The organism is Mesorhizobium sp. M0938, assembly GCF_040319125.1.
GTDB classification, from domain to species: domain Bacteria; phylum Pseudomonadota; class Alphaproteobacteria; order Rhizobiales; family Rhizobiaceae; genus Mesorhizobium; species Mesorhizobium robiniae.
In genome coordinates this window covers 97,079-121,044 of record NZ_JAMYNS010000009.1, presented here as the reverse complement: position 1 = coordinate 121,044, position 23,966 = coordinate 97,079, and the positions used below count along the sequence as shown (strand labels likewise).

Below are 23,966 nucleotides of genomic sequence, written 5' to 3'. Positions count from 1 at the left end.
TCAGGTCAGGCCGAGCCGAGAATGGTGGGTTCCGAGAACCGGAACGGAGCGTACTTTTGGGTACGTGAGTACCGGAAGCGCAGGAAACCGCCGTTCGCAGGCTGGCATCACCTGAATATCAACATATCCTATTCGGCGGCGCGGACAGGCTCTTCCTGCTGGAAGGCGGCGAGCGCCGCCTTCAGTCCGTCGGGCCCGGTCGCGACCATCTGCGGCGTCGGCGAGAAGCCGGCGCCGAGCATCTTGCGGCCAAGCATATGGTCGCCCGGCCGGTTGACCGATTCGATGCCGAGCAGACGATTTCCAGCATAGTGATAGATGGAGAATTTGTTCTCGTTGACGTCGCCCAGCACGACATGGTTGTCGCCGCCCGAAATCAGGCCGACCATCTGCAGCTTCATGTCGCCGATATCGGACCAGAACCATGGCACCGCTCCGAAGGCGTCCGCATGGCCGAGAATCGTGCGCGCGGCAAGACGCGCCTGGTCGGTCGCATTCTGCACCGATTCCAGTCGCACATCGCCGCCGGTGAGCCAGTGCCGGTAGGAGGCGGCATCGCCGATGGCGAGGATTTCGGGCACCGACGTGCGCATCTGCGGATCGACGCGGATGCCGTTGGCGATCGTGATGCCTGCTGCCTCGGCCAGTTCGACATTCGGCACGACGCCGACGCCGATGATGACCATCTGCGCTGGCAGCCGCTCGCCGGATGCGGTGATTGCAGCCGAGACTTGGCCGTTCTCGCCTTCCAGCCGCGCAACCGTGGCGCCGGTGAGGATGCGGACACCGATCGCTTCCAGCCGCTGCCGCACATGGCTCGCGATGACCGGCGCCACCGCCCGGCCGAGCAGCCGGTCGACCGCCTCGACCACGGTGACCTTGCGGCCGGCCGCTTTGAGCGTCGCGGCGATCTCCAGCCCGATAAAGCCGCCGCCGAGGATGACGACATCCCCGCTTTGCGCGCTCAATTCGCGGACCAGGCGCGCGTCGGCGAGCGAGCGCAGCGACACAACGCCCGAAAAATCCGAACCCGGCAGCGACAGGATGCGCGGTCGCGAACCGGTCGCCAGGATGAGCCGATCGAACGGCAGCATGCCACCACCTGATATTTCGAGCCTGCGGTCGCCGGCATCGATGCGATCGATGCGAATGCCCGGCCGGTAGTCGATCGCGCTGCCGGTATAAAAGGCCTCGCCGCGCAGGGGCTGCGGTTTGGCCTCTTGATCCTTGATGAAGGTCTTCGACAGCGGCGGCTTGTGGTAGGGCAGCTCGTTCTCGTCGCTGACCAGGATCACGGGCCCGTCGTAACCGTCCTCGCGCAGGCTGGCGGCCGCTTGCACGCCCGCATGACCCGCACCGACAATGACCACACCGTTTTTCATCGTAGCCCCAATTCCTTGATCCAAGTCTAGGACGTCTCGCCAAGTGGCAATTGTCTGACGCCGCCGCAAGACCGCCTTTGCAAGTCGCACCCGGAACGGCGGTCCGCCAAGAGTGCTGTTCAATGACGGCACAATATATGCGGCTAAAGTTGACACTTGCAGTTTAGAATAATTCTAAAATGTTGTTTCGATTGGCTTTTCTTTCTGAAATTGATTGACTTCCGGCGCCTTCATCGCTTTATGGAAGCTTGCGTGTCAAGCGCATCCCTTTGATGTCTGGGCCTTGAACCCTTTCGATTGGAGGCATTTCGATGTCTTTCTTCCGCAAACCGCGCCATGTCGCGGCCTGTTTCTCGCCCAATGGCATGGACTTGCCTTGGCGCCGATTATCTGTCGATGCGCCTTTAGCGCCGGCATTTCACTGAATTCCCGAGGGAGATGACAATCATGAGAGCGATGATCACGGCGCGATATGGCAGCAGGCTCGCAGCGATCGGCGCCACGGCGGCCTTGACGGCGGCGATATTCGTGTTGCCGGCCAAGGCGGAAACCGACGCCAAGGCGGTCATCAAGACTTATTCCGATATTGCGCTCGCCAAATATGAGGATTCGCTGACCACGGCGCAGGCGCTCGACAAGGCTGTCGATGCGCTGCTCGCCAAGCCTTCGGTGGAAACGCTGACTGCCGCCCGCGAGGCCTGGAGGGCGTCGCGCGTTCCTTATCAGCAGACCGAAGTCTACCGCTTCGGCAACGCCATTGTCGACGACTGGGAAGGCAAGGTGAATGCCTGGCCGCTGGACGAAGGCCTGATCGATTATGTCGCCGCCGGCTACGGCACCGAGTCGGACGCCAATGCGCTCTACACCGCCAATGTGATCGCCAACAAGTCGATCGAGATCGACGGCAAGAAGATCGACGCCACCAATCTTACTCCGGAGTTCCTTTCCTCAACGCTGCAGGAGGCCGGCGGCATCGAGGCCAATGTGGCGACCGGCTATCACGCCATCGAATTCCTGCTGTGGGGCCAGGACCTGCACGGCACCGGCCCGGGCGCCGGCGAACGGCCCTATACGGACTATGATCTCGCCAACTGCACCGGCGGCAATTGCGATCGTCGCGCGCAGTATCTGAAGTCGGCCAGCGACCTCCTGGTTTCCGATCTGCAGGACATGGTCAACGATTGGAAGGAAGGCGGCGCCGCCCGCAAGAACCTTACCGATAGCGAGCCGAAAGCCGGCATCTCGACCATCCTCACCGGCATGGGCTCGCTGTCCTATGGCGAACTCGCCGGCGAGCGCATGAAGCTCGGCCTGCTGCTGCACGATCCGGAAGAGGAGCATGACTGCTTCTCCGACAACACCTACGATTCCCATCTCTACGATGCCGTCGGCATTCGCGCCGCCTATCGTGGCAGCTACACGCGCCTCGACGGCACCGTCGTCGAAGGGCCCTCGGTATCCGACATGGTCAAGGAGACCGATCCGGCGATCGACAAGGAACTGTCGGACAAGCTGGATGTCACCGTCGCCAAGATGGAAGCCATCAAGGCGCGGGCGCTTGGCGGCGAGGCCTATGACCAGCAGATTGGAGAAGGCAACACCGAGGGCAACGCCACCGTGCAGGCGGCGATCGACGCACTGGTCGACCAGACCAAGTCGATCGAACGCGCCGTCGGCACCCTGAAACTCAATGCCATCGCCTTCGAGGGGTCGGACAGCCTCGACGCGCCCGACAAGGTGTTCCAGTAAGGCGTCAAAAGCTGAGCAAGATCCCGAACCGGTTTTCGGGATCAGGCTCGACCAAGAAACAAGCCACACGGCGCCGAGCAAGCGCCGTCAGCCATACAGAGCAAATAATGCTGATCTGCCATTGCAACATCATCACCGAAAAGGAGATTGAGCAGACGATCGTCGGGCTGCTGGATCAGGATCCCTGGCAGCTTATCGTACCGGCGAAGATCTATCATGCCATGCAGAAGCGTGGTCGCTGTTGCGGCTGCTTCCCAAATGTGGTCGAAACGATCATTCGGGTAACCGAAAATTACCACGCCCGCTCGGAGGCGAGCGGCGTGGATGTCGTTTCACACCTGGATCGCGTCAGAGGCCTGCGCGTCCAATACGGGAGCAGAACCCATGAAAGGCGAACAGCAGATCATAGAGCGGCTTAACGAGGCTCTATTTCTGGAACTTGGAGCGGTCAATCAGTACTGGGTGCATTTCCGGCTGCTGGAAGACTGGGGCTACGCTAAGCTGGCGAAAAAGGAACGCGCTGAATCGATCGAGGAGATGCACCATGCCGACAGGCTCGTGGCCCGCATCATCTTCCTTGAAGGTCATCCGAACCTGCAGTCGGTAGCGCCGCTGCGCATCGGACAGAATGTCAAGGAAGTGCTCGAATCCGATCTTGCCGGCGAATACGACGCGCGCACTGCCTACAAACGGTCGCGCGAGATTTGTGACGAAGCAGGCGACTACGTGACGATGAAGCTGTTCGAGGACCTGCTGTCAGACGAGGAAGGTCACATCGACTTCCTCGAGACGCAACTCGACCTGCTCGCCTCGATCGGCGAGGAAAAATATGGCCAGCTCAACGCCGCATCGGCCGACGAGGCGGAATAGGGACATGCGGGAATGCGGCGCCCCTTAGATTTCTTGCGCCGCTTGCGGCGGGCCGAGGATTGCGGCCTGCCGCCCCAGCAAAACCCGCGACACAGATGGCTTCGCGGGCTTTCGCTTGCCGGAGTGGTTGCGCTGACGGCCTCGGCGCTGGCCGGCGCACCCGAACCGGCGGGCCTCGCCACCAGCCGCAGCGATCTGACGCCGAAGGATCTGGCGCGCGTCATTGCCATCACAAAGCCGACCAAGGATTTTTCCAAGCCCGAACAGTTCGAGCCGATGCAGGGCGGCGCCGGCACATCGCGCAAAGATGCCAATAAGGACGCTTTCTCGCAATCCTCGGCCAATATCACCTTCGAGGAAGAGGGCACCTTCAAGCTCGGCAATGCCCTTTTCCGCAAGAACTGGGTGTCATCGCCCTCTTCGACGCAGGCATCAGATGGTCTTGGGCCGCTGTTCAACGAACGGGCGTGCCAGAATTGCCATCTGAAGGACGGTCGCGGTCATCCGCCGGAAGGCGAAAGCGCGACCACCTCCATGTTCCTGCGGCTGGCGCGCCAGGCGAGCACCGAGGAGGAGAAAGCCGCGCTGGCCGCCCGCAAGGTGCTCAACTTCCCCGATCCGGTCTATGGCTCGCAATTGCAGGACCTGGCCGTTCCGGGCCTTCGCGGCGAAGGCAGGATGCGTGTCGACTATCAGGAGCAGAAAGTCACGCTGCCGGACGGCACCGTGGTTTCGCTGCGCAAGCCGAGCTATTCGGTCGATGATCTCGCCAACGGACCGCTCGATCCGCGCACCACGCTTTCGCCGCGCCTGACGCCGCCGATGATCGGCCTCGGTCTGGTCGAGCAGATCGCCCCGGCGGACATTCTCGCCCATGCCGATCCGGACGATCGGAATAGTGATGGCATTTCCGGCAAGCCCAACATCGTACGCGACAGCCAGAGCGGCGAGCCGACGATCGGCCGCTTCGGCTGGAAGGGGCAGACCCCATCGATCCGCCAGCAAGCAGCGGACGCATTCGCCGGCGACATCGGCATTTCGACGCCGGAAGTGCCGAACCACTGGGGCGATTGCAGCGCGGCCGAAAAGGCATGTCTTGCCATGCCAAACGGCGTGCAGGAGCGCCTCGGCCCGGTCGAGGCGCCGCCGCCGGTCATGGATCTCGTCACCTTCTATTCGCAAAACCTCGCCGTGCCGGCGCGGCGCGATCTCGACAAGCCCGAAGTGCTGGCCGGCAAGAAGCTGTTCTACGACATGGGCTGCATTTCCTGCCATACGCCGAAATTCGTCACCCGTCGCGGCACCCCCAATAAGGCGCAGGCCTTCCAGCTGATCTGGCCCTATTCCGACTTCCTGCTGCACGACATGGGACCGGACCTCGCCGACGGGCAGGCGGTGGGCGAGGCTACCGGCAGCGAATGGCGCACGCCGCCGCTCTGGGGCATCGGTCTTACCGAGACCGTCAACGGCAACAGCTTCTTCCTGCATGACGGGCGCGCGCGCACTCTGGCCGAGGCGATCCTGTGGCATGGCGGCGAGGGGCAGAAGGCGCGCGACCGCTTTGCCGCCGCCGATGCGGCTGATCGCGACGCACTGGTCAAATTCCTGGAGTCGTTGTGATGTCGAAGCGTCTAAGCAGGTTCCGCAAAAGTGTCCCACGGTTTTGCGGCAGGAACCTGCGACAAACAAAAGCATCTAAGCAGGCATTCGTGGGCCAGCCCACGAATGCCTGCTTAGCGCTTGCCCTGGTTCTCCCGCTGATCCTCGCCGGCGCGTTGCCGGCATCCGCCGCGGTCAAGGCCTCCGACGTGATCCAGCGGGCGATCGACGGCTTTGTCCGCCCAGCCTATGCACGCCTGCATGACCATGCGAACAGCCTGACCAAGGCAATGCGCGCGCTTTGCGACGCGCCCTCGCAAGACCTTCTCGATGCGGCGCGCACGGAATTCTCCGGCACTGTGGATGCGTGGTCGGTCGTGGAAATCATTCGCATTGGACCGATAACCGAGAACAACCAGCTGGAGCGCATGCTGTTCTGGCCGGACCGCAAGAGCATCGGCCTGAGACAGGTGCAGGCGGCGCTGGCCGGTAAAGATAAGACCGCCGCCGATCCGGCCCAGCTGGCGACAAAGAGTGTCGCCATGCAAGGGCTCGGCGCGTTGGAATTCGTGCTTTACGGTGATGGCGCCGAGCAGCTCGCCGACAAGGACGATCCCTATCGCTGCGCTTACGGCGCCGCCGTTGCCGGCAACATCGAAACGATTGCCGCCGACGTCAGCGACGCCTGGAACAAGCCAAACGGTTTTGCAGCGCTTTGGGCCAATCCGGGCCCGCAAAACGCGCTCTACCGCGACGGCACGGAAGCGGTGACCGAACTGGTCGGCGTCTTCATCAACGAGCTGGAAATGGTCCGCGACGTGCGCCTGAAAGGCTTTCTGGGCAGCAATCCGCAAGCCGACAAGCCGAAACAGGCGATCTACTGGCGGTCGCAAAATACGGCGCGTTCGCTGACCGGCAATCTTTCGGGCATGGACGCGCTGTTCCAGGCCTCGCAGCTTGGCGATGCGCTGTCGCCTGACGCGCGCTGGATGGCGGAATCCATCCACATCCAGCTTGTCAACGGGGCCGCCGACGCTGCGGCCATCAGAGGTCCAATCGACAAGGCGCTCGCCGACCCGGCACTGCGCCAGAAGCTCGATCACTTCTCGCTGGTGACATCCAGCCTGACGACCCTGATCGGCACCAGGCTGACCGCCGAATTCGGCCTGACCGCCGGCTTCTCGTCGCTCGACGGCGACTGAGCATGCGCACGCCGCTGATCGATCGCCGTGATTTCCTCAGGGCCGCAGGCATTGGCTTCGTAGCCACGGTGGCGCCGTCCGCATGGGCGAAGACGCTTAGCACGGACGCCATCTTCGCCACGGCTTTCGTCAAGCGCGACGGCAGCTATGGCGCGGCCATCCTGTCCGAGGCCGGCAAGGTCCTGCACACCATCGACCTGCCCGCCCGTGGTCACGACGTTACTTTCGATCCGGTGTCGAAGCGCTCCGTGGTCTTTGCCAGGCAACCCGGCACCTTCGCCGTGGTCTTCGACCACACAGGCCGCGATGAGCCGCTGACCATTGCCAGCCTCAGCGGCCGGCATTTTTTCGGCCACGGCGTGTTTTCGACCGACGGTGCGCTGCTCTACGCCACCGAGAACGATTTCGACAACGCCGCCGGCGTGGTCGGCGTCTATGACGCGCGCGCGAAATTCAAGCGCGTCGGTGAGTTCCCGACCTACGGCATGGGTTCGCACGAGCTTCTGCTGCTGGGTGACGGCAGGACGATTGCCGTCGCCAATGGCGGTATCGAGACGCATCCGGATTACGGCCGCGCCGAGCTCAACATCGCAACGATGAAGCCTTCCTATGTGCTGGTCGACCGCCTCACCGGCGACCTCATCGAAAAGCACGAATTGCCGCCGGAGCTGCATCAGCTTTCGATCCGTCACATGGATGCCGATAAATCCGGCACGGTCTGGTTCGGCTGCCAGTATAGGGGACCGGGCACCGATCGTCCGCTGCTGGTCGGCCGCGCCGCACGCGGCAAGGATCTGCAACTGCTCGACATGCCGCAGGACGTGCTTTCCGGCTTCAGGAACTACATCGGCTCGGTCGCCGCCAACCCCGCCGCCGGCACGGTCGCCGTATCCTCGCCGGAAGGCAACTCGCTTGCGGTGATCGATGCAGCCAGCGGCCGGATCGTCGCCACCAGCGCATTGGCCGAGGTCTGCGGCGTGGCGCCCGACAAGACGAGCTTCATGGCGACGACGGGCACCGGCGAAATCGTCGAAGCCGGTGGCGCAACACGGTCCGAGCCGGACTGTGTCTGGGACAATCACATGCTGCGCATCGAGCAGATCGGATAACTCCCGGCACCGGTTTCCTGACGGTTACGTTCGCCAAAAGTTACGCCTTCAGGCGAGGTCGAAGCGAAGCCGCCAAACGATTTTATGCATTATTCCCTTGCGGGGATGAGCCATGGCGGGCACAGGGAAATTGTTTTTCGAACCCTGTGCCCAAGCGGGTGCTCCAACTGGCCGTCTCATGAAGTTGCTTGCCATCGACTGTGCCGCCAATCTCTGCGCCGCCTGTGTCTACGACACGGCGGCCGGGAAAGAGCTCGGCCGTTCGGTGCTCGATCTCGGCAAGGGCCATGCCGAGCATCTGATGGACGTGATCGAAAAGGCGTTGAAGACCGGCGGGGCCGACTATGCCGGCCTCGGCGCCATCGCTGTCTCCACCGGGCCGGGCTCCTTCACCGGACTGCGCGTCGGGGTCTCGGCGGCGCGGGGCCTGGCGCTGGCGCTGAAAATCCCGGCGATCGGGGTGACGACGCTGGAAGTGCTGGCGGCGCAAGCGAAAGAGACCTTTCCCGGCCGCGCGGTGCTGGCCGCGCTCGACGCCGGCCGTGAGGAGATCCACGCCGCGCTTTACGACGAAGTCTCGATTCTGCGCTATGGTCCGGCCGTGACGACGCTCTCGCAAGCCGCCACCATCGCGGCGAACAGTTTTCCGGTTCTGGCCGGCACGGCTGCCACGCAAATCGCTGTCTCGGGCGGGCACGCCTTCGATATCGGCCCGACAAGTGCCACAGCCGACATCGCCGTCTTTGCCCGGCTGGCCGCCAGCCAAATTGCCGGTAGAAAGCACGAAAGCGAAAAGCCAAAGCCGCTTTATTTGCGCGGCGCCGACGCCAAGCCGCAGGCGGGCTTTACGCTGGCGAGGAAGAAAAACTGATGCGCATTCCTTTCTTCCAGCCGCGCCGCAGGGACTATGCGCTCGAACCGCTGACGATTGCCGACAGCCCGGCCGTTTCGGTGCTGCATCGCGAGGATTTCGTCCGGCCTTGGACCGACGGCGAATTCGCCGCACTGCTCGAGCAGGACACGGTTTTCGGCTATGCCGCGCGCGAAACCGGACAGGGTGCCAAGCCGCCGGTCGGCTTCGTGTTGGCGCGCCTGGCTGCCGGCGAAGGCGAGATCCTGACGGTCGCTGTGGCGCGCTCCCATCGCCGCCAGGGGCTCGGCTGGCAATTGATGGACGCCGTGCTGCGCGAACTGCATGCGCAACGCGCCGAGGCGCTTTTCCTAGAGGTCGACGAGACCAATGTCGCCGCGATCGCGCTCTACCGGCGGCTGGGATTCCGCGAGGTCGGCAAACGTGCCAACTATTACAGGTCGCCCGAGCATGGCCCGACCGGAGCGCTTGTCATGCGCCGCGATCTTCGCTAGCGCAGGCCCGAAAGTGGACGCACGTCGTTCTAGAGCAATTCCAGGAAAAATGTGGAGCGGTTTTCCTGGTGTTGCGCAAAAACAATCTAGAAACCGGGGCAGGGCCAAGACCGCATGATCGGAAAAATCAGGACTTTCCTGGCGATGGGCCTCGTCATCGCCGGCTCGTTGATCCTCGTGCCGTTGCAGATCCTGTCGATGAAGACCGGTTGGTGGCCGGAAACGTTCATCCTCAAGATCTGGCACCGGCTCATCATCCGGGCGCTGGGCATGCGCATCCATGTCAAGGGTACGTTGTCCAACCAGCGCCCGCTATTGGTTGCGTCCAATCACATCTCCTGGACCGACATCATGGTGCTTGGCTCCATGGTCGATGTGAAGTTCATCGCCAGGGCTGACATGGAAGGGTGGCCGCTGATCGGCATGCTGTCGAAGCTGCAGCGCACCGTCTTCATCGAGCGCGAGCGCAAACGTTCGTCGGGTGACCAGGCGAGCGAGATCGCCAACCGCATGGCCAAGGGCGACGCCATGGTGCTGTTCGCCGAAGGGTCGACCGGCGACGGCAACATGGTCCTGTCGTTCAAGAGCACGCTGTTCGGCGCCGCTTCGATGGCGATCTCCGAGGGCGCGGCGGAACAGGTCTTCATTCAGCCGGTGGCGATCGTCTACACGCGCCTGCACGGGGTGCCGCTCGGCCGCAGGCACCGGCCGATTGCCGCCTGGATCGGTGACGAGGATCTGATGCCGCATCTCAAAGTGCTGATGGCGCAAGGCGGGCTCGACGTCGAAGTGCATTTCGGCGAGCCGGTCGCCTTTTCAAAGGGCTCCAATCGCAAGGAGACGGCAAGGCTGATGGAAAGTCAGGTGCGTGACATGATGCGGGCGGCGCTCGCCGATCCACGTCCGAGCCGGTAAGCCGGAACAGCGTACTCAAGTCAGAGTGCTACAGAGTCCTTTGCGCGTCCAAGACGACGCGCGGCGCTGTAGGGCAGAATCGTCTGTTTTTTGTCACCAAAAGGCGTTAGAAGCCGCCGGATGGACTTGAACACGATCACGATAGAGCCGGACGACATCGGTACTGCGGCCGAGGCAGCACCAGCTGCCGCGACCAGAAAGGTCTTCCTTAAGACCTATGGCTGCCAGATGAACGTCTACGATTCGCAGCGTATGACCGACGCATTGGCCGCTGATGGCTATACGGCGACGGATACCATCGGCGAGGCCGATCTGGTGCTGCTCAACACCTGCCATATCCGCGAGAAAGCCGCCGAAAAGGTCTATTCCGAACTCGGCCGCATTCGTGAGATGAAGGCCGAACGGGCGCGGGCCGGCCGCGAGATGCTGGTCGGTGTCGCCGGCTGCGTGGCGCAGGCAGAGGGGGCGGAGATCATCCGCCGCTCGCCGGCCGTCGATCTCGTCATCGGCCCGCAGACCTATCACCGGCTGCCCGACGTGCTGGCACGGGTGCGAGGCGGCGAAAAGATCGTTGAGACCGACTACGCCATCGAGGACAAGTTCGAGCACCTGCCGCAGCCGAAGCGCGCTGATATCATCAAGCGCGGCGTCACCGCATTCCTGACCGTGCAGGAAGGCTGCGACAAGTTCTGCACCTTCTGCGTCGTGCCCTATACAAGAGGCTCGGAAGTGTCGCGGCCGGTGGCGCAGATCGTCACTGAGGCCGAGCGGCTGGCGCAAGCCGGCGTGCGCGAGGTGACGCTGCTTGGCCAGAACGTCAATGCCTGGCATGGCGAGGGCGAAAACGCGGAAGAATGGGGTCTTGGCCGCCTGCTGTTCCGGCTGGCCGAGATTCCCGGGCTGGCGCGCTTGCGCTACACCACCAGCCATCCGCGCGACATGGACGACGAATTGATCGCCGCCCACCGTGACTTGCCGGCGCTGATGCCCTATCTGCACTTACCTGTGCAATCGGGCTCCGACCGCATCCTGAAGGCGATGAACCGCAGGCATACGGCAAAGGACTATCTGACGCTGCTCGACCGGATCCGCGCCGCGCGGAGCGATATCGCGCTTTCGGGCGATTTCATCGTCGGCTTTCCCGGCGAGACCGAAGCGGATTTCGAGGCGACGATGGAGATGGTGCGCCAGGTGAACTATGCCTCGGCCTTCTCGTTCAAATATTCACCCCGCCCTGGCACGCCGGGCGCAGAAATGGCCGATCACGTGCCGGAAGCAATCAAGGACGAGCGCCTGCAGCGGCTGCAGGCGCTGCTGCTGAAGCAGCAGCAGGATTTCGGCGCGAGCCTGGTCGGCAGCACCATCGACACGCTGATCGAGAAGCCGGGCCGCCAGGCCGGTCAGAAGGTCGGCCGCTCGCCGTGGCTGCAGCCGGTTATTGTTGATGAAAACTCCGGCGAAATCGGTGAGATTATCAAGGTACGAATCACGAAAACGGGTTACAACAGCCTGTTCGCCGAATTGGCCTGAGGGTCTCGGCAGATGAGGAGAGACGGTTGAGCGCTGCGGAAGTGAAGAACCTGCCCCAAAACCTACCATCGGGGGCTTCGGATATGGCGCACATCGTTCTGACTTTCGACAACAACAAGCTTGCCAGCGCCCTTTATGGCCAGTTCGACGAGAATCTGGCCAGGCTCGAGCAAAAGCTTGGCGTCGATATCCGTTCGCGAGGCAACCAGCTGACCATCAAGGGCTCCGCCTCGGCCGCCGAACAGGCGCGACGCGCCCTGGATAATCTCTACGGTATTCTCCAGAAAGGCGCTGACATCGGCCAGTCGGACGTCGACGGTGCCGTGCGCATGGCGATCGCTGCCGACGACCAGTTGACGCTGCCAACGCTGGAGCGCAAGGGCAAGGTGTCCGCCGCCCAGATATCGACGCGCAAGAAGACGATCTACGCTCGTTCGCTCAACCAGGACGCCTATATGCGCGCGCTGGAGCGGTCCGAACTCGTCTTCGGCATCGGCCCGGCTGGTACGGGAAAAACCTTCCTGGCGGTGGCGCATGCGGCGATGCTGCTCGAACGCGGCATGGTTGAGCGCATCGTGCTGTCGCGGCCGGCCGTCGAGGCCGGCGAGCGGCTCGGCTTCCTGCCCGGCGACATGAAGGAGAAGGTCGATCCTTATCTCAGGCCACTTTACGACGCGCTTTACGAGATGATGCCGGCCGACAAGGTCGAGCGGGCGATTGCCGCCGAGGTGATCGAGATCGCGCCCCTGGCTTTCATGCGCGGCCGCACGCTGGCCCACTCCGCCGTCATCCTCGACGAGGCGCAGAACACCACGCCGATGCAGATGAAGATGTTCCTGACGCGTCTCGGTGAGAATTCGCGCATGATCGTCACCGGCGATCCGACCCAGATCGACCTGCCGCAAAACACCAAATCCGGTCTGGTCGAGGCGCTCAGGATCCTCGACGGCGTCACCGGCATGGTGACGGTGCGCTTCAACGAAGGCGACGTCGTCAGGCATCCGTTGGTCGCCGAGATCGTCAAGGCCTACGACCGCGACGGCAAGCTGGCCCGGGGCTTGGGCACCGAAGGCTGAGGCCTTATGGCTGAGGACAAAACGTTTGTAGGCGGGGATCTTCCGGTTCCCGTCGACATCGATATAGCAGTCGAAGCGGGCAACTGGCCCGATGAGGCCGCGCTGACGCGGCTGGTCGATCGCGCTGTTGCCGCTGCGTTTGCCGAAACCGGCGCTGCCGGGCGTTCCGAGCTCAGCATCGTCTTTTCTGACGATGCCCATATCCGCAACCTCAATGTTGGCTGGCGCGGTAAGGACAAACCGACCAACGTCCTGTCTTTCCCGGCTTTTCCGCTCGGGAAGGGCGGACCGCTACCGCCCATGCTGGGCGACATCGTGCTGGCCGCCGAGACCGTCGCGCGGGAGGCCGCACTGGAAGACAAGCCTCTCGACAACCATATCACCCATCTCGTCATTCACGGCCTGCTGCATTTGCTGGGCCACGATCACGAGACCGACGCCGAGGCCGAGGAGATGGAAGCCGTTGAACGCGCAGCGCTTGCGAGGCTTGCCATTCCCGATCCCTACGCGTAACTAAAAAGATCAAATGACCGGACGACGATGAACGACAAACCAGAAACTGCCGCCCGCCCAGACGCCGGCAGTGCGACCAAGCCATCCGAACAGACGGAAGAGGGCTCTAGTCCGAGTACCACGACCGGCAGCTTCGCCAGCGAGCCATCGCCTGCCGGTCCTTCCCTGTTCGATCGCGTGCTCGGCCTGTTCAGGCAACGCAACGGCACCAGCCTGCGTGAGGAAATAGCCGACGCGCTTGCCGAAACGGCGAGCGATGCCGGCGCCTTTTCGCCCGGCGAACGGGCCATGCTCAACAACATCCTGCGCCTGCGCGAGGTGCGCGTCGAGGACGTCATGGTGCCGCGCGCCGACATCGAGGCGGTCGAGATCACGACCAACCTCGGCGATCTTCTTGGACTATTCGAGCAGTCCGGCCATTCCCGCATGCCGGTCTATTCGGAGACGCTCGACGACCCGCGCGGCATGGTCCACATCCGCGACGTGCTCGCTCACATCACCAAGATCGCCCGTGTCAAAAGGGGCAGGACGACCAGGAAAGCCGCCGCCACCACGCTTCTCGATCTTGCCAAGGTCGATCTCGCGCGCACCATCGGCGACTTGAATCTCATCCGCCCAGTGCTTTTCGTGCCGCCGTCGATGCTTGCCTCCGATCTCATGGGACGGATGCAGGCGATGCGCACCCAGATGGCGCTGGTCATCGACGAATATGGTGGCACCGATGGTCTGGTCTCGCTCGAAGATATCGTCGAGATGGTCGTCGGCGACATCGAGGACGAGCATGACGAGGACGAGCCGATGATCACCCAGACCGGCGAGGGCGTGTTCGTCGTCGACGGCAAGGCCGAGATCGAGGATGTCACCAAGATGATCGGCGAGGATTTCGCTGCCGGCGAGCATGGCGAATATGTCGACACGATCGGCGGCATGATCTTCAACACGCTTGGCCGTGTTCCAGCCCGCGGCGAAGTGGTGCAGGCCATACCCGGTTTCGAATTCCTTGTGCTCGACGCTGACCCGCGCCGCGTCAAGCGGGTGCGCATCGTCGAGACCCAGAAGAGCGAGCGCCGCCGGCGCGCGGCCCGCGCCGAGCAGGTTTGAAGGACGCCGCTCGCCCGATGACGGTCCATTGCGAGCATGCGCGGGCGGCGGCAGCCGAGATCGTCCAGGAGCCGGCCTGATCAATTCTACGGTGAACGGCAGTACAGGGCGCGCGATCCTGAAGGCACGTCTGGACCTTTTCCCAGCCCGACGCTCCGTTCCACGCGAGGAGGCTGCGCGGCTGGGCAATCTGCAGATCGAAGGCTGGCACCGTTAGCGTCTCGGTTTGGGTTCCAGCAACGAGTGGAGAGCGGTCTCGAACGGTATGGTTTGCGAACCAATTCGTCTGGACGCTGTCCTGAGTGCTAGGAGAATGTCTGATGTCGTGGAAACTCGATGAGACCGTCGAAACATCCGCGGGTGTTGTGGCAGCGGGTCAATTTGGCAGTGGACCCGCGCTTGTGCTGGCTCACGGCTGGCCGTGGTCTTCGTTCTCATGGCATCGGATCATTCCAGACCTTGCAAGGCGGTATTGTGTCCATTGGTACGACATGCCCGGATACGGGCGATCCGACAAAGCCGCGGAGCAGCGCACCTCACTCGATGTGCAAGGAAAAGTATTCGCCGAGATGCTTGCGCATTGGGACCTTGAGCAGCCTATGGTCGTTGCCCATGATTTCGGCGGAGCGACGACGCTACGGGCGCATCTGTTGCATGGCTGCGAGTTCGAGCGGTACGTTCTAATGAATGTCGTCGCCATGCGCCCTTGGGGATCGGAGTTCTTCGATCATGTCGGTCGCCATGTGGATGCCTTTCTGGGCCTGCCGCCGCATATCCACAGAGCGGTCGTGGAGGCCTATATCAAAGGGGCGATCGTAAACGACATCGATTCCGGAGATTTCGAGAAGCTTGTCGAGCCCTGGCTTACCGAGGAGGGACGAGGAAGCTTCTATCGGCAATTCGCGCAAGCCGACGAAAAATATACCGCCGAAGTCGAGCCGGCGTTCGGGGATATCCAGTGTCCGGTAAAGATAATCTGGGGCGAGGACGATCCATGGATTCCGCTGGAGAGAGGCAAAGCGCTTCATGCGCTGATCCCGCAGGCATCGTTCGAAACATTGCCTGGCGTCGGTCACTTACCCCAACTCGAAGCCCCGGATATCGTTCTGGAGCGGCTGAACGCATTTCTATCGCGCGACGGCGAAAACTGATGGACCCAACGTGGAAGGCGAAGAATTTTCCCGCGCTTTTTCGATGTTGCAACGCGCGAGCAGGCCTAGCTCAAATCACGTCGATCCGTGGCTTCCCACCAAAAACCGCGATAACTTGACGGCGCTTCGCGGGCAGACGTCCTTTTTTCGCGGAAACGTCTTCGCTTGGGGCTTTGATGATGGAGACGACGTGCAGATTGTGTTGATTACCGGGCCAGCCGGCGTGGGCAAGTCGACGCTCTGCTGGGAAATGAGCGCTCAACTCGCCGCGGCGCAAGTCGCCCACGCCGTCATCGAGACGGACGAACTTGATAGGGTGTTTCCGCGCCCCAGTGCCGAGGATCTTGAGAGGATCTGGCCCGGAACTACCGACGTAAGCAGCATCAACTTGGCCGCTATCTGGTCGACATACCGCGCCCTGGGGCATTCGCGCCTGATCATGCCAGGCGTAATGTTACACCTTGATTTCGACCGACGGTGGATTCTTGCTGCCATACCTGATGCACGGATCACGGTGGTTCGTTTGGTCGCCAGGGAGCCCACGATATTGGCGCGTCTGGCGCAGCGTGAGATTGGATCAGGGGCGCAAGAGCAGGTGCAGCGCTCGCTTCGACAAGCCAGGCGCATGGCGAGCGAAGATGCCGGAGGTGCGTTGGTTGTCCCCACGGACGGCAAGGCGCCTCAGGAACTTGCCGAAACTATTCTGCGGAAAGTTGGCTGGTTGAAGGCATAGGGGGCACTGGAATGGGTCGTGACCCGAAATTCATCCGTCACGCCGGCTGAGGCGGTGGGCCGTTGGAGCGTGGACGCGGCCTTGATAAATCTTCTGCCGCGACTCTCACGACTCGGAAGCCAGGACTCTCGGCGTCGTCACACTGGCTGATCGACGCTGCAGCAAGCAGCTTCCCCGCCCCCGATCTGGCGATTACTTCGCGCGAGATCTCAGTTGGCTCCAGAGATCGTAGCCCGCAAGGAGGATGCCGATGCCGATTGCAACGCCCAGATCTGGATGCGGCACGAACCGGATCACGACGCCGAAAAACGCCAGGAAAACAACAAATGCCAGGGCGGCCAGGATACGGCTCAAGGTCATCTGTCGTCCTCCACTCGCCGCGGCATCCCCGTCTCAGCCCCCGTAGATCAGGTTGGGCAGCCCGTACACGATCTGCGGGAAGATGTAGATGATGACCATGCATAGGATAACGATCAGCATATAGGGCATCATTCCGCGGAAAATGTCCGAAAGCTGGACATGCGGCGGCGAAATGCCCTTGAGGTAGTAGGCCGACATCGCCATGGGCGGCGACAGAAAGGCCGTCTGAAGGTTGACCGCGACGAGCACGCCGAAAAACAGCGGATCGATCTGGAAATGCGCCAACAGCGGCAGGAAGATCGGAACGAAGATCACGATGATCTCTGTCCATTCCAGCGGCCAGCCCAGGATGAAGATGATGATCTGGGCGACGATCAGAAACATCAGCGGCGACATGTCGAGGCCGGTGACGAAATCGCTGATCAGTTGCTGGCCTCCCAGATAGGCAAAGACCGAGGCGAAGGTCGCGGAGCCGACGAATAGCCAGCACACCATCGCGGTCGTGCGCGCCGTCAAATAGACGGACTCCTTCAGGCGTTGCCAGGTCAGGGCCCGGTAGGCAGCGGCCAGCACGACGCCACCGAGCGCGCCGATGGCGGCAGCTTCCGAAGGCGTGGCGAAGCCGAAGAGAATAGCACCGAGCACCGCGAGGATCAGCACCGCCAACGGCACGAAGGAAGTCAGCAGCATCCAGCTGATTTGCACGACCGAATAGTGCCCTACCTCGTCTCGGGTCGGCTTCGGCGCCACCTGTGGCTGCAGCATCGCCTTCGCCACCACATAGACCAGATAGAGGCCGGCAAGCAGCAGTCCTGGAAACAGGGCTGCCGCATACATACGGACCACCGACACACCCGCCGTCGCGCCATACACGATGAGCAGGATGGACGGCGGAATGAGGATGCCGAGGGTTCCACCCGCGCAGATCACTCCCGAGGCATATCTGACGTCATAACGCGCCTTCAGCATGGCGGGAAACGCCAGCAAGCCCATGAGTGTCACGACCGCGCCGACAATGCCTGTGGCCGTTGCAAAAAGGGTGCAGGTAATGAGGGCAGCGACGGCCATGGAGCCAGGAACGCGCCGGGTGGCGATATAGAGGGTGCTGAAAAGACGCTCGATGATATTGGACCGCTCGACGATGTAACCCATGAACAGGAACAGCGGGATAGCGGTCAGCACGTCGTTCGAGATCACTGAATAGGTTTGATTCACGAACAGATCGAAAATGCGGTTGTTGAAGAAGCCGCCGATCCAATGCTCAGTGAGGGTCCAGGCGTCGGCACCATCCTCAACCGCCCGTTGGTAGGCGCGCCACATCCGCCCCGGATCGAAATAAGCATAGTAGCCAAAGGCGACCCCGAGCGCCATCAAAGTGAACGCAACCGGGAAGCCAAGGAAGATCGCCAGAAGCAGAATGAGCAGCATCGCGACGGCGACCTGAGGATCGCTCATCTGTCTTCTCCGTCGCGGCGGGTTTGATTGTCGGGGTGGAGGAATGGAAGGTCGACTGCTTCCGAACCGTGATGCAGAACATCGAGCGTCTTGGCTTCCATCAGCACCTTCTCGGTCTCTTCCACGTCTTCAGCCGCGCGAGGCCATGTTCCGGTCCGTAGACAGACGACGCAGCGGAACACCTGGGCAATCCCCTGCAAGAAGAGCAGGATGCCTGCCGCCACGATTACGGCCTTGAACTGGAAGATCGGAATGCCGGCCGGACTGTTTGAGCTCACCTCGAGATAGCGGAAACTGCGTGCGGCATACTTCCATCCGGCCAGAACCAGCGCCGTCACGCCTGGGAAGAAGAAGATGATGTAGAGGACAAGTTCGACTGCCGCCTGGGTGCGCGGCTTCCACAGACGGTAGATGAAGTCGCCGCGCACATGCCCGTCTCGCGACAGGGTGTAGGCGCCGGCCATCATGAACATGGTGCCGTAGAGCATGTAGCTGAGGTCGAATGCCCAGGCGGTCGGCGCGCTGAACAGGTATCGCACGACAACTTCATAGCTCACGCCGAGCGTCATGATGGCGACGCTCCAGGCGAACACCTTTCCAAACCATGCCGAAAGTTCATCGGCGAATGCAATGTAACGGAGCATGTGCAGGGTTCCGTCAGGTACAATCCGGCGGTCGGGAAGACCGCCGGATCTGCCGAAGCGGAGGCGCGAATTAGAGCTTCAGCTTGCCGGGGAAATGATGTTCATATGCCAGTGTCAGGTCGGCTGAATTCATGAGCTCGTAGTAGACAACGCGTTCGACCCATTGGCGCTGGCTATCGAGCACCCGCTTCATGAACTCATCCGCCTCCAGCGTCGGGATGATCTTGTCCCAAGCCTGGAGTTGTGCGTCGAGAATCTCCTTGGAGGTCCGGTGCACGGCGACACCGTGCTCGGTCTGCAGTTTCTGCAGGTCGGCCGAATAGTTGTCGAGGGCGACTGCGGTGGTCGCAGTGCTGGCCGCCTCCACGCCATATTCGAGAATGGCCTTCAAATCGTCGTCGAGGTCGTCGAACACGTCCTTGTTGAACAGGAATTCGAACGACTCGCTCGCCTGATGATAGGACGACAAGATATAGTTCTTGGCGACGTCCTGCGAACCGAAGCGAAGGTCGGATGACGGATTGTTGAATTCGAAAGCGTCGATAACTCCGCGCTCCATGGCGGGCACGATTTCACCGCCGGGCAGCTGCGCCACGCTGAGGCCGAGGTTTTGCATGAGATCGGCGGCAAGACCCACCGTCCGGTACTTGAATCCCTGCAATTCCGAGGTGGTCGTGACAGGATTCTTGAACCAGCCGAACGGCTGCGCAGGCATCGGGAAGCCATAGAAGCCGACCACGTTGAGCCCCATGATGTCCTGCGTCAGCTCGCGGTAGAGGTCTTTGCCGCCGCCCTGGTGGAACCAGGCGAGCATGGTGGTGGCGCTGCCGCCAAACACAGGGCCAGTTCCGAATAGCGACGCGGCCTTGTGCTTGCCGTACCAGTAGACGGGGACGGTGTGCGCGGCGTCGATGACCCCGTCATTGACGCCATCCAGCACCTGGAACGCGCCCACGACCGCACCCGCGGGCAGGAGCTCGAACTTCAACCGGCCGCCCGACATTTTTTCGACGCGCTCTATGTATAGCCGGGCGAAATCCATCCAGATGTCCGACGCGGGCCAGGAGGTCTGCATCTTGATGGTCACCGGCGCCTGCGCCAGCACGGCCGGGGCCGAGAGCGTCGTCGCTGCGGCCGCACCGGCCGTGATGGCGGTGGACTTTTCCAGGAACCTACGACGCGAGAGTTTGTTGTCGGACATTTATTCCTCCCATAGTTGCAAAATCTTCTCCCACAAGCAGAATATGCGAACTCGCCCCTTGCGCAACCAGTTTCGCTGCAAACGGGCTTCCGTTCGGGATCGTGCGCCGAAATTCAATCTCGGCACACACTGGCTGAATCGCTGGCCGTTTGGAGCGCGGACTGCAGCCTGATAAATCTTGCTCCGTGATTCGCACGACTCGGAAGCATTGATGAAGCGCCTGGCCGGCCGGATAATTCTGCTGTGGGGCTGGCGCCGCGCGCTTGTGGCATTTCTTGCCGGGGCGCTGGCGGTTCTTGCCCAGGCGCCTTACGATTTCTTCGCCGTCTGTTTCGTTTCGTTTCCGCTGCTGGTCTGGCTTCTCGACGGCGCGACCGGCGAAGCTTCCGACGGCTGGTTCCGGCGTTTGCGGCCGGCCTTCGCCATCGGCTGGTGGTTCGGCTTCGGTTATTTTCTCGCCGGCCTGTGGTGGATCGGCTCGGCGCTTCTGGTCGAGGCCGACAGTTTCGCCTGGGCACTTCCCTTCGCCGTCGTCGGAATTCCGCTGGCGCTCGCCTTTTTCTACGGCTTCGCGACCGCGGTTGCCCGGCTGCTGTGGAGCAACGACATCGGCCGCATCGCTGCCCTTGCCTTCGGCTTCGGCCTGGCGGAATGGCTGCGCGATTTTCTGTTCACCGGCTTTCCCTGGAATGCCGTCGGCTACGCGGCGATGCCGGTGCCTTTGCTCATGCAGAGCGTGTCGGTGACCGGCATGATCGGCATGAACGCGCTGGCGGTCTTCGTCTTTGCATTGCCGGCTCTTCTTGCGGCGCGCCGGCATGTCCGCCTGGGGGCAGCGCTGCTTGTCGCTCTCGTCGCCGTCCATGTCGGCTTCGGCTTTATCAGGCTTGCTGCCAAGGTCGAGCCCGCAACCCGCGCAATCGACGTCCGCATCGTGCAGCCGGCCGTCGATCTCAGCGAGAAATGGGACGCTTCGGTGCCCGACCGGATCTTCGCCACGCTGATGGGGCTTTCGGCCAAGTCGCCTGAGGCTGGCCATGACAAGCCGCAATTGATCCTGTGGCCGGAAACCTCCGTGCCGTTTTTTTTCGCCCAACGTCCCGATGCGCTGGCCGCGCTGGGAGAAATGCTTGGCGACGGCCAAATGCTGATCGCCGGCGTTGTCCGGGAAGAGGGCGGCTCGGCGGCGAACGCCGACAGGCGGTACTACAATTCGGTGGTGGCGATCGACGACAAGGGTGAAATCACTGACGCCGTCGACAAGGTCCATCTGGTGCCCTTTGGCGAATATCTGCCTTTTGCCGACCTGCTTGGCCGCCTCGGGCTCAAACAGCTCGTCGCCGGGCCGATGACCTACGCGGCGGGCAATGAGCGGCACCCCATCGCGCTGCCCGGCGGCATCCGCGCGCTTCCATTCATTTGCTACGAAGTCATCTTTCCCGATCTGGTAGCGGTTGACGCTACGTCAGCTGAGCTTATTGTGAATGTCACGAACGACGCGTGGTTCGGTGACACGCCGGGTCCATACCAGCATTTCAGACAGGCGCAGATTCGTGCGGTGGAGAACGGGGTGCCCTTGTTGCGCGCAGCCAATAACGGCATCTCCGCTGTAGTTGATCCGCGCGGGCAGATCCTCGATGCGCTGGCGATCGACGCACGCGGAGCCATCGATGTCGATGTGCCGATTTCCAATCAAGCCGTCGTTTCTTCCAGCCAAAGACGCATTAACGGACTGCTGATCATGTTGCTGTTTGCCTTGGCTGCCTTCACCTCGAATGTAAGGCAAAGGCTACGGGTGAATTGACAGTCGACACATTAGAAACTCATACTGTAACGGCCTAAAATTTCTCGAAGTCGGTACGTCGTTGTGTTGGGGCACTGGCCGCCGGCTTTGTTTGGGCAAAAAAACACAAGGCCGGAAAAATTCGGCGAGGAAAAAATGACAGAAGAGAACAAGAAGAAGCCGAATCCTATCGACATCCATGTCGGGAGTCGCATCAGACTTCGCCGCAACATGTTGGGAATGAGTCAGGAGAAGCTGGGCGAGAACCTCGGCATAACGTTTCAGCAGATACAGAAATACGAGAAGGGGACCAATCGCGTAGGCGCCAGCCGTTTGCAGGCAATCGCCTCGATACTCGGCGTGCCTGTCGCGTTCTTTTTCGAGGACGCGCCGGGCCAGGAAGCGGTGGGCAACCGCGGATTTGCCGAAGATACGTCGATGGCTTTTGCCGTCGAATTCTGCGGCAGTCCTGAAGGTCTCCAACTCAACCGGGCCTTCGTCAAAATCGCCGACGTGAAGATACGCCGCAAGATCATTGAGCTTGTGAAGGCCCTTTCCGCCGACGAAGTCGATTGACTGGGCAGGTTGATCTGAGCCGATCGATTTGGCGGGCCGTTTAAAAGCCGGAAAATGGCGAGCCCGTCTTAGCAGGCTCGCAATTCTCGCGATCTCGCGTGTCAAGGAATTTAGATCCGGCAGCCAGGCCGCAGATGGAATCGATTTTGCTCGACACCCATACTCAAAGTCCCTTTTCATCAAAATGTTGGAGCTTAGCCCGCTGGCGGCATCCTGCCGCCGGTCACAGTGGCACAAGATAATAGCGCGATTTTGATGCCAGAATGGCCGCACCGCTTGACGAGCGCCGTCCGGCACCGTTAACACGTGGCGCGCCAATCGGCAGCTTGCCGATATTTTTTCAAGAGGGGACACCCGTGACGCGGCAAAACTATCTATTCACCTCGGAATCCGTTGCCGAGGGCCATCCCGACAAAGTCTGCGATCGTATCTCCGACGAGATCGTCGATCTGGTCTATCGCGAGGCAAGAAAGACCGGCATGGATCCCTGGAAGGTTCGCGTCGCCTGCGAAACGCTGGCGACCACGAATCGCGTCGTCATCGCCGGCGAGGTGCGCGTTCCCGAGACGCTGCTCAAGAAGGACAAAGCCGGCAACATCCTGATGGATGCCGCCGGTCATCCGCTCGTCAACCCGGCGAAGTTCAAGTCGGCCGCTCGCAAGGCGATCCGCGAAATCGGCTATGAACAGGCCGGTTTCCACTGGAAGACGGCAAAGATCGAGGTTCTGCTGCACGGCCAGTCGCCGGATATCGGACAGGGCGTCGACAATGCCTCCGATCGGCAAGGCGAGGAAGGGGCCGGCGACCAGGGCATCATGTTCGGTTATGCCTGCCGCGAGACACCGGATTTGATGCCGGCGCCGATCTACTACAGCCACAAGATCCTCGAATTGCTGGCCGCAGCGCGCCATGAGGGCAACGGCGATGCCGGCCGGCTCGGGCCGGATGCCAAGAGCCAGGTCACCGTCCGTTATGTCGACGGCAAGGCGGCGGAAGTGACGCAGATTGTCTTGTCCACCCAGCATCTCGACGCCAGCTGGGATTCGAAGAAGGTCCGCAACGTCGTCGAGCCCTATATCCGCGAGGCGCTGGGCGAACTGAAGATCGCCGACAGCTGCAATTGGTACATCAACCCGACGGGTAAGTTCGTCATTGGCGGGCCCGACGGCGATGCCGGTCTGACCGGCCGCAAGATCATCGTCGACACTTACGGCGGTGCGGCGCCTCACGGCGGCGGTGCTTTTTCCGGCAAGGACACCACTAAGGTCGACCGTTCCGCGGCCTATGCGGCGCGCTACCTCGCCAAGAACGTGGTGGCGGCGAAGCTCGCCGATCGCTGCACCATCCAGCTTTCTTATGCCATTGGCGTCGCCCAGCCGCTGTCGGTCTATGTCGACCTGCACGGCACCGGCAAGGTCGATGAGGCGAAGCTCGAGCAAGCGCTTCGCACCGTGATGGACCTGTCGCCGTCTGGCATCCGCCGTCATCTCGATCTCAACAAGCCGATTTACGCCAAGACGTCGTCCTACGGCCATTTCGGCCGCAAGGCCGGCCGCGACGGGTCTTTCTCCTGGGAGAAGACCGACCTCGCCAAGGCGCTCAAGGACGCACTCGCAGAATCGACAGCCGAAGCAGTCGCGGCCTAGCCGCAG

The 23,966-nt window shown here is 62.0% G+C and carries 23 protein-coding genes; 18 read left to right on the top strand and 5 right to left on the bottom strand.

The window, feature by feature from the left end; all coding sequences use genetic code 11:
- Positions 1-128: 128 nt before the first annotated feature.
- On the bottom strand, positions 129-1,382 hold the full coding sequence (locus tag NKH73_RS17855) for an NAD(P)/FAD-dependent oxidoreductase (RefSeq protein WP_352934096.1): 1,254 nt from the start codon (positions 1,380-1,382) through the stop codon (positions 129-131).
- Between the two features lie 456 nt (positions 1,383-1,838).
- On the opposite strand from NKH73_RS17855, the gene NKH73_RS17850 reads away from it, so the two are divergent.
- The 15 genes from NKH73_RS17850 (at position 1,839) to NKH73_RS17780 (ending at position 16,295) form a co-directional block, all read left to right on the top strand.
- Positions 1,839-3,131 (top strand): imelysin family protein, encoded by a 1,293-nt coding sequence (locus NKH73_RS17850; protein WP_352934468.1) that lies wholly within the window; start codon positions 1,839-1,841, stop codon positions 3,129-3,131.
- A 107-nt stretch (positions 3,132-3,238) separates the two neighbouring features.
- Positions 3,239-3,550, top strand: a complete 312-nt coding sequence (locus NKH73_RS17845; protein ID WP_065005901.1) for a (2Fe-2S)-binding protein — start codon at positions 3,239-3,241, stop codon at positions 3,548-3,550.
- Complete coding sequence (bfr, locus tag NKH73_RS17840; RefSeq protein ID WP_352934092.1) at positions 3,516-4,001, top strand: bacterioferritin; 486 nt, start codon at positions 3,516-3,518, stop codon at positions 3,999-4,001. Before NKH73_RS17845 ends, bfr begins: the two co-directional genes overlap by 35 nt.
- A gap of 12 nt (positions 4,002-4,013) precedes the next feature.
- A complete protein-coding gene (locus tag NKH73_RS17835; RefSeq protein WP_352934089.1) occupies positions 4,014-5,621 on the top strand; it encodes a di-heme oxidoreductase family protein in 1,608 nt (535 codons plus the stop codon).
- An 89-nt stretch (positions 5,622-5,710) separates the two neighbouring features.
- A complete protein-coding gene (locus tag NKH73_RS17830) occupies positions 5,711-6,802 on the top strand; it encodes an imelysin family protein (protein ID WP_352934086.1) in 1,092 nt (363 codons plus the stop codon).
- A gap of 2 nt (positions 6,803-6,804) precedes the next feature.
- A complete protein-coding gene (locus tag NKH73_RS17825; protein WP_352934083.1) occupies positions 6,805-7,911 on the top strand; it encodes a DUF1513 domain-containing protein in 1,107 nt (368 codons plus the stop codon).
- A 178-nt stretch (positions 7,912-8,089) separates the two neighbouring features.
- Positions 8,090-8,782, top strand: coding sequence for a tRNA (adenosine(37)-N6)-threonylcarbamoyltransferase complex dimerization subunit type 1 TsaB (gene tsaB, locus NKH73_RS17820; RefSeq protein ID WP_352934081.1), 693 nt, complete (start codon positions 8,090-8,092; stop codon positions 8,780-8,782).
- Positions 8,782-9,276, top strand: coding sequence for a ribosomal protein S18-alanine N-acetyltransferase (gene rimI / locus NKH73_RS17815; protein ID WP_352934077.1), 495 nt, complete (start codon positions 8,782-8,784; stop codon positions 9,274-9,276). Before tsaB ends, rimI begins: the two co-directional genes overlap by 1 nt.
- Before the next feature lie 114 nt (positions 9,277-9,390).
- Positions 9,391-10,191, top strand: a complete 801-nt coding sequence (gene olsA, locus NKH73_RS17810; protein WP_352934075.1) for a lyso-ornithine lipid O-acyltransferase — start codon at positions 9,391-9,393, stop codon at positions 10,189-10,191.
- Positions 10,192-10,311: 120 nt separating this feature from the next.
- On the top strand, positions 10,312-11,721 hold the full coding sequence (gene miaB / locus NKH73_RS17805) for a tRNA (N6-isopentenyl adenosine(37)-C2)-methylthiotransferase MiaB (protein ID WP_352934073.1): 1,410 nt from the start codon (positions 10,312-10,314) through the stop codon (positions 11,719-11,721).
- Between the two features lie 83 nt (positions 11,722-11,804).
- On the top strand, positions 11,805-12,797 hold the full coding sequence (locus NKH73_RS17800) for a PhoH family protein (RefSeq protein ID WP_352934071.1): 993 nt from the start codon (positions 11,805-11,807) through the stop codon (positions 12,795-12,797).
- Between the two features lie 6 nt (positions 12,798-12,803).
- The gene (gene ybeY / locus NKH73_RS17795) at positions 12,804-13,310 is read left to right on the top strand and encodes an rRNA maturation RNase YbeY (protein WP_352934068.1); all 507 of its coding nucleotides are present in this window, start codon (positions 12,804-12,806) and stop codon (positions 13,308-13,310) included.
- A 27-nt stretch (positions 13,311-13,337) separates the two neighbouring features.
- Positions 13,338-14,411 carry a hemolysin family protein gene (locus NKH73_RS17790; RefSeq protein ID WP_352934066.1) on the top strand — a complete coding sequence of 358 codons (1,074 nt, stop codon included), beginning with the start codon at positions 13,338-13,340 and terminating at the stop codon, positions 14,409-14,411.
- A 320-nt stretch (positions 14,412-14,731) separates the two neighbouring features.
- Complete coding sequence (locus tag NKH73_RS17785; protein WP_352934063.1) at positions 14,732-15,562, top strand: alpha/beta fold hydrolase; 831 nt, start codon at positions 14,732-14,734, stop codon at positions 15,560-15,562.
- A 10-nt stretch (positions 15,563-15,572) separates the two neighbouring features.
- Entirely contained in the window at positions 15,573-16,295 is a 723-nt protein-coding gene (locus NKH73_RS17780; protein ID WP_352934061.1) for an ATP-binding protein, read from the top strand.
- Positions 16,296-16,487: 192 nt separating this feature from the next.
- On the opposite strand, the gene NKH73_RS17775 is transcribed toward NKH73_RS17780, so the two are convergent.
- The 4 genes from NKH73_RS17775 to NKH73_RS17760 all read right to left on the bottom strand — a co-directional run bounded on the left by NKH73_RS17775 (position 16,488) and on the right by NKH73_RS17760 (position 19,955).
- The gene (locus NKH73_RS17775; protein WP_352934059.1) at positions 16,488-16,655 is read right to left on the bottom strand and encodes a hypothetical protein; all 168 of its coding nucleotides are present in this window, start codon (positions 16,653-16,655) and stop codon (positions 16,488-16,490) included.
- A gap of 33 nt (positions 16,656-16,688) precedes the next feature.
- Positions 16,689-18,110, bottom strand: a complete 1,422-nt coding sequence (locus tag NKH73_RS17770; protein ID WP_352934056.1) for a TRAP transporter large permease — start codon at positions 18,108-18,110, stop codon at positions 16,689-16,691.
- The gene (locus NKH73_RS17765; RefSeq protein WP_352934054.1) at positions 18,107-18,754 is read right to left on the bottom strand and encodes a TRAP transporter small permease subunit; all 648 of its coding nucleotides are present in this window, start codon (positions 18,752-18,754) and stop codon (positions 18,107-18,109) included. Before NKH73_RS17765 ends, NKH73_RS17770 begins: the two co-directional genes overlap by 4 nt.
- A gap of 70 nt (positions 18,755-18,824) precedes the next feature.
- Entirely contained in the window at positions 18,825-19,955 is a 1,131-nt protein-coding gene (locus tag NKH73_RS17760; RefSeq protein ID WP_352934051.1) for a TRAP transporter substrate-binding protein, read from the bottom strand.
- Positions 19,956-20,166: 211 nt separating this feature from the next.
- On the opposite strand from NKH73_RS17760, the gene lnt reads away from it, so the two are divergent.
- The 3 genes from lnt to metK all read left to right on the top strand — a co-directional run bounded on the left by lnt (position 20,167) and on the right by metK (position 23,960).
- Complete coding sequence (gene lnt / locus NKH73_RS17755; protein WP_352934050.1) at positions 20,167-21,759, top strand: apolipoprotein N-acyltransferase; 1,593 nt, start codon at positions 20,167-20,169, stop codon at positions 21,757-21,759.
- Positions 21,760-21,894: 135 nt separating this feature from the next.
- Complete coding sequence (locus NKH73_RS17750) at positions 21,895-22,314, top strand: helix-turn-helix domain-containing protein (protein ID WP_352934465.1); 420 nt, start codon at positions 21,895-21,897, stop codon at positions 22,312-22,314.
- Between the two features lie 356 nt (positions 22,315-22,670).
- A complete protein-coding gene (metK, locus tag NKH73_RS17745; protein ID WP_352934048.1) occupies positions 22,671-23,960 on the top strand; it encodes a methionine adenosyltransferase in 1,290 nt (429 codons plus the stop codon).
- Positions 23,961-23,966 lie beyond the last annotated feature (6 nt).